This window comes from Pontibacterium sp., assembly GCF_041587635.1.
Classification (GTDB): domain Bacteria; phylum Pseudomonadota; class Gammaproteobacteria; order Pseudomonadales; family Balneatricaceae; genus Pontibacterium.
The window spans coordinates 1-6,743 of the sequence record NZ_JBFGYC010000185.1 but is presented as its reverse complement, the minus strand read 5'-3'; the positions used below and the strand labels follow the sequence as shown (position 1 = coordinate 6,743).

At 50.0% G+C, this 6,743-nt stretch carries 10 protein-coding genes; 3 read left to right on the top strand and 7 right to left on the bottom strand.

Translation table 11 applies throughout. The features are described from left to right. From ABYW01_RS10630 to ABYW01_RS10605, 6 genes are all read right to left on the bottom strand, one after another. Positions 1 to 1,026 (bottom strand): response regulator (locus ABYW01_RS10630; RefSeq protein WP_372832608.1); only part of this gene is annotated, 1,026 nt, incomplete at its 3' end. A gap of 166 nt (positions 1,027 to 1,192) precedes the next feature. Beyond that, on the bottom strand, positions 1,193 to 1,921 hold the full coding sequence (gene tsaA / locus ABYW01_RS10625; RefSeq protein WP_372832606.1) for a tRNA (N6-threonylcarbamoyladenosine(37)-N6)-methyltransferase TrmO: 729 nt from the start codon (positions 1,919 to 1,921) through the stop codon (positions 1,193 to 1,195). After that, positions 1,918 to 2,214: a hypothetical protein gene (locus ABYW01_RS10620; RefSeq protein WP_193952031.1), complete on the bottom strand. Its 297-nt coding sequence runs from the start codon at positions 2,212 to 2,214 to the stop codon at positions 1,918 to 1,920. The genes tsaA and ABYW01_RS10620 overlap by 4 nt, the downstream gene beginning before the upstream one ends. Before the next feature lie 45 nt (positions 2,215 to 2,259). Beyond that, positions 2,260 to 3,012 (bottom strand): sulfite exporter TauE/SafE family protein, encoded by a 753-nt coding sequence (locus ABYW01_RS10615; RefSeq protein ID WP_372832604.1) that lies wholly within the window; start codon positions 3,010 to 3,012, stop codon positions 2,260 to 2,262. Between the two features lie 107 nt (positions 3,013 to 3,119). Next, on the bottom strand, positions 3,120 to 3,863 hold the full coding sequence (locus ABYW01_RS10610) for a sporulation protein (RefSeq protein ID WP_372832602.1): 744 nt from the start codon (positions 3,861 to 3,863) through the stop codon (positions 3,120 to 3,122). 27 nt (positions 3,864 to 3,890) lie between these two features. Further along, positions 3,891 to 4,493, bottom strand: coding sequence for a TIGR00730 family Rossman fold protein (locus ABYW01_RS10605; protein ID WP_372832600.1), 603 nt, complete (start codon positions 4,491 to 4,493; stop codon positions 3,891 to 3,893). A gap of 254 nt (positions 4,494 to 4,747) precedes the next feature. On the opposite strand from ABYW01_RS10605, the gene ABYW01_RS10600 reads away from it, so the two are divergent. Next, positions 4,748 to 5,221 carry an NYN domain-containing protein gene (locus ABYW01_RS10600; RefSeq protein ID WP_372832599.1) on the top strand — a complete coding sequence of 158 codons (474 nt, stop codon included), beginning with the start codon at positions 4,748 to 4,750 and terminating at the stop codon, positions 5,219 to 5,221. Positions 5,222 to 5,243: 22 nt separating this feature from the next. Then, complete coding sequence (locus ABYW01_RS10595; protein ID WP_372832597.1) at positions 5,244 to 5,495, top strand: hypothetical protein; 252 nt, start codon at positions 5,244 to 5,246, stop codon at positions 5,493 to 5,495. 6 nt (positions 5,496 to 5,501) lie between these two features. Here the strand turns inward: ABYW01_RS10595 and ABYW01_RS10590 are convergent, their stop codons facing one another. Next, positions 5,502 to 6,188: a ComF family protein gene (locus ABYW01_RS10590; protein ID WP_372832596.1), complete on the bottom strand. Its 687-nt coding sequence runs from the start codon at positions 6,186 to 6,188 to the stop codon at positions 5,502 to 5,504. 101 nt (positions 6,189 to 6,289) lie between these two features. Between ABYW01_RS10590 and ABYW01_RS10585 the strand changes: the two genes are divergently transcribed. Beyond that, positions 6,290 to 6,743, top strand: a 454-nt coding sequence (locus tag ABYW01_RS10585) for a radical SAM protein (protein ID WP_372832594.1), incomplete at its 3' end; no start/stop codon positions are given.

The window sequence follows — 6,743 nt, the reverse complement described above, 5'->3', positions numbered from 1 at the left end:
GCCGGCAATGTCATCGTCGCGAACAATGTCATTGAGTGTCTGACCGACTTTACGCAGAACGGAGTCACCAAAAGGATGTCCGAAGGTATCGTTGAGCTCCTTAAAGTGATCCAGGTCGATCAGCAGCATGACCGCAGGGATTTCATGGCGGTGGCAGTACCTGATTCTTTTTTTCATCAATTCACTTAGCCCGTGCCGGTTATAGATACTGGTGAGTGAATCGAACAGCGCCATCTCTGTCAGCTGGGCTTCGCGTTTCTGTAGTTGAGTGACCAGCTTATGCCGGGATAGTACGCGGTCTATTCGTACCAGCAGTTCTTCTTCCGAAAAAGGCTTGCTGACGAAATCATCCGCGCCCAAATGGAACGCCAGAAGACGACGGGATGGATCGTTAAAGCCGGTTAAGGCGATGACAGGCGATTCACTTATCACTGTACGTGTGTGATGGCGAATGTAGTGCAGCAACTCCAGCCCGGTGTGTTTCTCGTCCAATAGAAGGTCGGTAATGATCAGATCGAACTCTTTATCTTCGAGCGCATCGATCGCACCGGAGTAGGTTGTGTGCCATTCCACAGACATGCCGCGCTGTTGCAACATCGTCGTGACAAGCTGGCCGTTTGTCGGGCTGTCTTCGACCAGTAATACGTGATCGTCAAACTGATAGCTGGTCCGGCGTAACAGACGGATGATGCCATCAATGAGTTGATCGGGCTGGTGACGATCGAGAACATCTGTAATGCCATGTCCCACGGCTTCTTTAACGAAATTGAAATCGTAGTCATAGGCGACGAGCATCACGGGTGTAAATTGATATTTGGGAAGCGAGCGGATGTGTTTCAGCAGGGGCAGGTAGTCATCTGGTTGAATATAACGTGCCAGCGTAATCAGGTCGTACTGATTCGAATCGAGTGCTTTGAGTGTTTCGTATCCATTGGAGCAGCTGGTTAATTCACAACCAATAGGTTGTAGCTGGCTTTTCAGCAGCTGGTGGAACGCGCGGTTGGGATCTACAGCAAGGATACGCATTAACTCTGATTCCTGTTCTTATTATGGAAGGCCGTTCCTTCGTACTTTTCTGCGGATAGCTGCAAATAACAACGTTAACTCACCCCTTTGTAAAGGTGGCAGATATCCTTACTACAGACTGCTTGGGTGCTTTACCTCCACGTATCACTCAAAGTGATCCTTACCTTTAGGATTGATCTGAAGACTCCAAATAAGCGATCGATTCGATATAGATCTGATTGTCTGTGATTTTCCAGCGTATATCCAGATCGTGAAGTTTTACACCATACACCCGATCCGGGTCGTTCTTCTTGTATGCCGGACGTGGGTCGCAGCTCAGAATTTCACTGATCTGCTCGTCGAGCTTTTCTCCCGTATGTTGGGTGTACTGAATACAGATCTCTTGTGCGGCGTCAGAATAGACGACGGGCAGATCCAGTTTTTTAATCTGGTCAGCGACGGAAAACTCAGCGTCACTGATTACATCGGAATACGGTAGATAGGGTTTGATATCGAGTATCGGTGTACCGTCAAGCAGATCAGCACCGCGGACATCTAAACTGACTTTGTTGCCTTCAATACGCACGGCTTCTAACTTTACCGGTGAAAGCCCGACAGGGTTGGGACGAAAGGGTGAGCGCGTTGCAAAGACGCCCAGCTTTTTATTACCGCCCAAACGTGGGGGGCGTACCAGTGGACTCCAGCCTTTATCCACACACTCACTGAAGACAAATACCAACCAGATATGGCTACATTGCTCCAAACCTCGTACCGCGTCAGCCGAGCTGAACTCGGGCAGCAGCTCAATGGTTGAGACGATGCTGTTGGCCAGACCTGGCTGACGAGGGATGCCAAACTTTTCCTTAAATGCACTGCGAACCACCGCGACAGGCTGTACGTTAAGCGACTCGATCAAGCGTTATTCCCCGGATACAGCTGGCCTTTAATCTGAGCTGTGATGGCCAGGCGTTCTTCATCAGTGAGTTTCAGGCTGTTCAGGCCTTTCTTCAGGCCTGCCAGAATGTCCAACTTTTGATTGTCTTCGACATTCATGCCAATACGTGACAGTTCCAGCGACAGGATCATCGCTGTTTGTTCAGGCGTCTGTGCGTACTCAGGATTTTCATCGCGGACTTTGCAGGCATGGCCTATGAATTCTCGGGTTAACTGGCAGGCGCGGTCGGCTAGATTATCGGAAGAAATGGTCATCGTTTGAGCCTCTCAAAACGAACTCTGAATCGAATAGGGTTACGATTATAACAAACCACTCAGGCCGTCAAACAGCAGCTTAGTACCCGCCAGCGTCAATAACCCGTAACAGATACGGTAGAACCAACGATCATCGATGCGATGGTGGAGAAAACTGCCAAGATAGACGCCCAGTGGTGCCAAAGGCGCCAGTACAAGCGCGGTGAGAAGAGTGTCGCTGGTGAACTGTCCGAGCCAGAAATAGGGGACCAGCTTGATATAGTTTACGGCGGTAAAAAAGATCACCGTGGTGCCCACAAAGGCGGATTTGTTCAGTTTCAGGGGTAAAAGGTAGATGTTTAATGGCGCGCCGCCTGCATGAACGCCAAAGCTGGTGAAGCCCCCGATGATGCCCCAGAATCTGCCACGCCAGACACTGGCCGGTTTAGCTTCATCACTCCCTTTGCCGCGCAGATGGTTGAGCACAAAAGCCATGGCGACCAGACCGATCATCAGTTTAATTTGAGCTTCATTCAGATAATGAAAACTGAAGGTTCCGATGATGATACCCAGCAGAGCGGCGGGCAGTAGAATGGACAGGTGAGTCCAATCGGCATACTGGCGAAATCTTACCACCCCGAAGATATCCATCAGACAGAGGATGGGTAACATGATCGCGGCGGCTTGTACGGGTGAGATCACAAATGACATCATCGGTACCGCAATCAACCCAAGGCCGCCCCCGAAACCTCCTTTAGATATTCCGGTGATCAGTACAGCAGGGATGGCAAACAGGTAAAACAGAGGGAGATCAATCACATCAACGGTTCCAGTCAAAACAAAAAACTCTGAACACCGGTAAGCGATTGGTTCACTTATGATGTTCAGAGTTGTGGCATAGCAGGTATAACGAGCGAGTTAAGTATTTAGCTCAGGACCTGTTGCAGATACTGTTCGATTGCGTCTTGGCTAAGCTCGCTGTGTTCCAGTGTGACCGAGATAAAACCATCGCCACGGAAGCTGCGATCCAGTTCCATCAATACATGGGTGCGATCTGCTTCAGGTACAAAAGAGACCTCGACCTCTTTGATACCAAACAGGCCACCACTTTGTGGGCGGAACTCCAGCTCCTGATAAGCACCGGCACTGGATGCAAAACCGTCACCCCGCAGGAAGCCTTTTTCAACGTCAGCACTGTTAAGGTAATAGCCGCAATTTTCCAGTGCGCCAACAAAGGCCCGCATAGCATCGGTCGGAACAATGTTCAGTGGATCTTTGTCAGAGGCGTCCAGCGCCATATCGATCTCAAGACCGGTTGCCAGCCAAACCTGGCAGCGGTTGCTATTGCAGTGCAGTGCAGTAATCGGTGTTTCCTGATGCAGCATTGCTTCGAATGGCACAGAGATCGTCTGGCCCGGTTGCAGGGTCATTTTTTCCTGTACCAGCCATTTCTGCAGTTTTATGTTTTCGTTGTGTTCACCATCATCGGTTTCGACTTCTGCACGGGTTACCAAGGCCAGTTCGATACCTGAGATGTCCTGTTCGACATCACCCGCCGTAATCTCGATGGTGGCTCTGAATGGTTGGCCGGGCATCAAAGTGTCAGTTTCCAGTACGGTGTCTACTTTTGCCGCGCCAATCCCTACGCTGGCCAGTAATTTCTTAAACATCTACGAATTCCTTTATTGCATCTTTAGTCACAAAACGTTTTCTACCACAGGTTTCAGCACACTGCGATCACGCCATTTATCAGCGGGCGGCTGGTAGGCTTTGAATGCCTGTAATATTTTTTCGACCGAGTTTTCTACAACCAACATACGGCTGTATTCTTCGCGGATGAACTGCTGGTTTCCGGCATGTTGGATAAATTCGAGCAGCTTATTATAGAAGCCTGATACGTTATAGAGTGCACAGGGTTTGTGATGAATTCCTAGCTGTGCCCAGCACCAGACTTCGAATAGTTCTTCCAGTGTGCCGGTACCACCGGGCATGGCAATAAACCCGTCAGCCAGCTCAGACATGATCGCCTTACGGTGGTGCATATCACGCACCTGTTTCAGGTCTGTCAGGTGAGGGTGTGCCAGTTCTTTGTCGACAAGAACATCCGGCATCACACCGATGACTTTGCCTCCTGCGTCCAGTGCGCCGTCAGCGGTGGCCCCCATCAGGCCAACCGAGGCTCCGCCGTAAACCAACTCGATCCCCTGTCTTGCCAGAGTCTGACCAAGGTCATAAGCCGCCTGCATATATTCCGATTCTGTGGGGCCTTCCGATGATCCACAATATACTGCTACTTTCATAGATACTGCTCTATCCATCGATTCTATTTGTCCGTTCATAGTATCGACTTCATCTATTGGAGGATATGTCAGGCCGGAATAACATTGTTCCTTTATGCGTGAATGGGGGCGTTTAGTTGGATCAGCCCATATATTTTGATTAGGATGGATGAACGTCACTCACAGATCATCTCGCAGGTGATGAAGTGTCATCTGCTTGTATAGCGGTGGCGGGAAACAGCTGCCTCAATTATAGGATTCAACACCGTCTTATCATGAACAAGATTGCGATCTTCGTTGACGTACAAAATATCTACTACACCACCCGTGAAACTTACGGGCGACAGTTTAACTACCATAAGCTGTGGCAACGCATTGGTTGTACCGGGGAGATCGTTTCTGCGACAGCCTATGCGATCGACCGGGGGGACAGCCGACAGGAGAAGTTCCAGACTGCGCTAAAACATATCGGTTTTGACGTAAAGCTCAAACCGTTTATCCAACGCAGCGATGGATCAGCGAAAGGTGACTGGGACGTGGGTATCACCATCGATGTAATGGAAGCGGCTCGTGAGATCGATACGGTGGTGCTGCTCTCCGGTGACGGTGATTTTGATCTGCTGTTAAGAAAGATCCGTCAGGATTTTGACGTTGATGCGATTGTTTATGGCGTACCGGGGCTTACCGCTAACTCACTGATCAACGAGGCAACAATCTTTTACCCGATCGATCAGGATCTATTGCTCTAAAATTCTAAGGCTCCTTCTTTATATGGCCAAACCCAATCCGAAAGGACCGACGAAAACTGTTGATATCTTTTGCGCCCGCTGCAAAACCAAACTGTACCGCTACCGCAAAGGTGGCAAAGGCGCACTGGTGAAGTGCTTCAAAGAGCGGATCAGCGAAGACTTTACGCAGGTGCCTTGCTCCTGTCCGGGGTGTGATGCGGTATTTGCCCGCGAGATGCTGATCCGGGGCGTGCCCGCGTATAAGATGATCGGCGGCAAAGTGACGATGAAGTGATGTTGCCTATCGATCTTCTGCCGTGCGTACCAATACCCAAACATCAATGACCTGTTGGGGTGATTGACGCAGGTATTTGCAAATCTCCCGAACGGTTGTACCTGTGGTCATGACATCATCGATCAGGACGATATGCTGAGCCGAATAAGGACGGCACTCAAACGCCGCTTTCAGGTTTTTCTGTCGGCTCCTGCGATCCAGTGACATCTGCTGAGCGGTCGCACGGGTTTTAGACAACAGGTCGCATCGAACAGGAATGCTTAATTGCCTGCCTACACCTCTTGCCAGAATTTCAGCCTGGTTATAACCCCGTTCTCGCAGTCGACTGCGGTGTAATGGAACGGGTATCAACACATCAGGTCGTGGCGCATTGGATAAGTGTCTTGCCATCAGCTCCGCCAATGCGGCCATGTAGACCGGTTTGTCGTGGTATTTGATCTGGGCGATCAGCTGATTGACCGGAAACTGATAGTCAAATAACGCGGTAACAGATTGAAACGCCGGTGTCTTTGCAGAACACTGCTGGCAGAGATGATCGTGTTCCTGTGGCAGGAAACAGCATGGACAGTGATGCTTGATCCATGGCAGATCCTTTACGCATTCGCTGCATATTCCCTGAGTACGTTTTGTGCGTCCTTTGCATAAAATACACTGGCTAAAAAATAACCTGTAGTTATCTTGGTGTTTGTTCATCGGTTGACAGTTCCTTCTGTCCCTATATCATTAGTCCATAGTGAGTGTGCGGGTCTATTTCTATCCGCATATTGAAGGATTTTCGAGGGGAAACAGAAACGATGCAAGAGCAAGCACCTATCCGTCATGAGTGGTCAGAAGAAGAGGTTCGTGCCCTGTTTGCACTGCCGTTTAATGACCTGATGTTTCAGGCGCAAACTGTGCACCGTCAGAACTTCGATCCCAATGAAGTGCAGGTGAGTACACTGTTGTCGATCAAAACCGGTGCCTGCCCGGAAGATTGTAAATACTGCCCACAGAGCGGCCACTACAACACCGGTCTGGAAAAAGAACGCCTGATGCAGGTGGAAAAGGTGTTGGAGAAGGCGCGTAAAGCGAAAGAGACCGGCTCTACCCGTTTCTGTATGGGCGCTGCCTGGAAGCATCCTGCTGATAAAGATATGCCGTATGTGATCGATATGGTGAAGCAGGTGAAGGCTCTGGGTCTGGAAACCTGCATGACACTGGGCATGCTGGATGAAGATAAAGCTGAGCAGCTGGCTGATGCGGGTCTGG

Bases quoted from the DNA above. Each gene is read 5' to 3' on its own strand.
- ABYW01_RS10590 (WP_372832596.1), bottom strand. From the start codon at position 6,188: ATGAACAAACACCAAGATAACTACAGGTTATTTTTTAGCCAGTGTATT.
- ABYW01_RS10595 (WP_372832597.1), top strand. From the start codon at position 5,244: ATGGCCAAACCCAATCCGAAAGGACCGACGAAAACTGTTGATATCTTT.
- ABYW01_RS10610 (WP_372832602.1), bottom strand. From the start codon at position 3,863: ATGTTTAAGAAATTACTGGCCAGCGTAGGGATTGGCGCGGCAAAAGTA.
- ABYW01_RS10600 (WP_372832599.1), top strand. From the start codon at position 4,748: ATGAACAAGATTGCGATCTTCGTTGACGTACAAAATATCTACTACACC.
- ABYW01_RS10605 (WP_372832600.1), bottom strand. From the start codon at position 4,493: ATGAAAGTAGCAGTATATTGTGGATCATCGGAAGGCCCCACAGAATCG.
- ABYW01_RS10620 (WP_193952031.1), bottom strand. From the start codon at position 2,214: ATGACCATTTCTTCCGATAATCTAGCCGACCGCGCCTGCCAGTTAACC.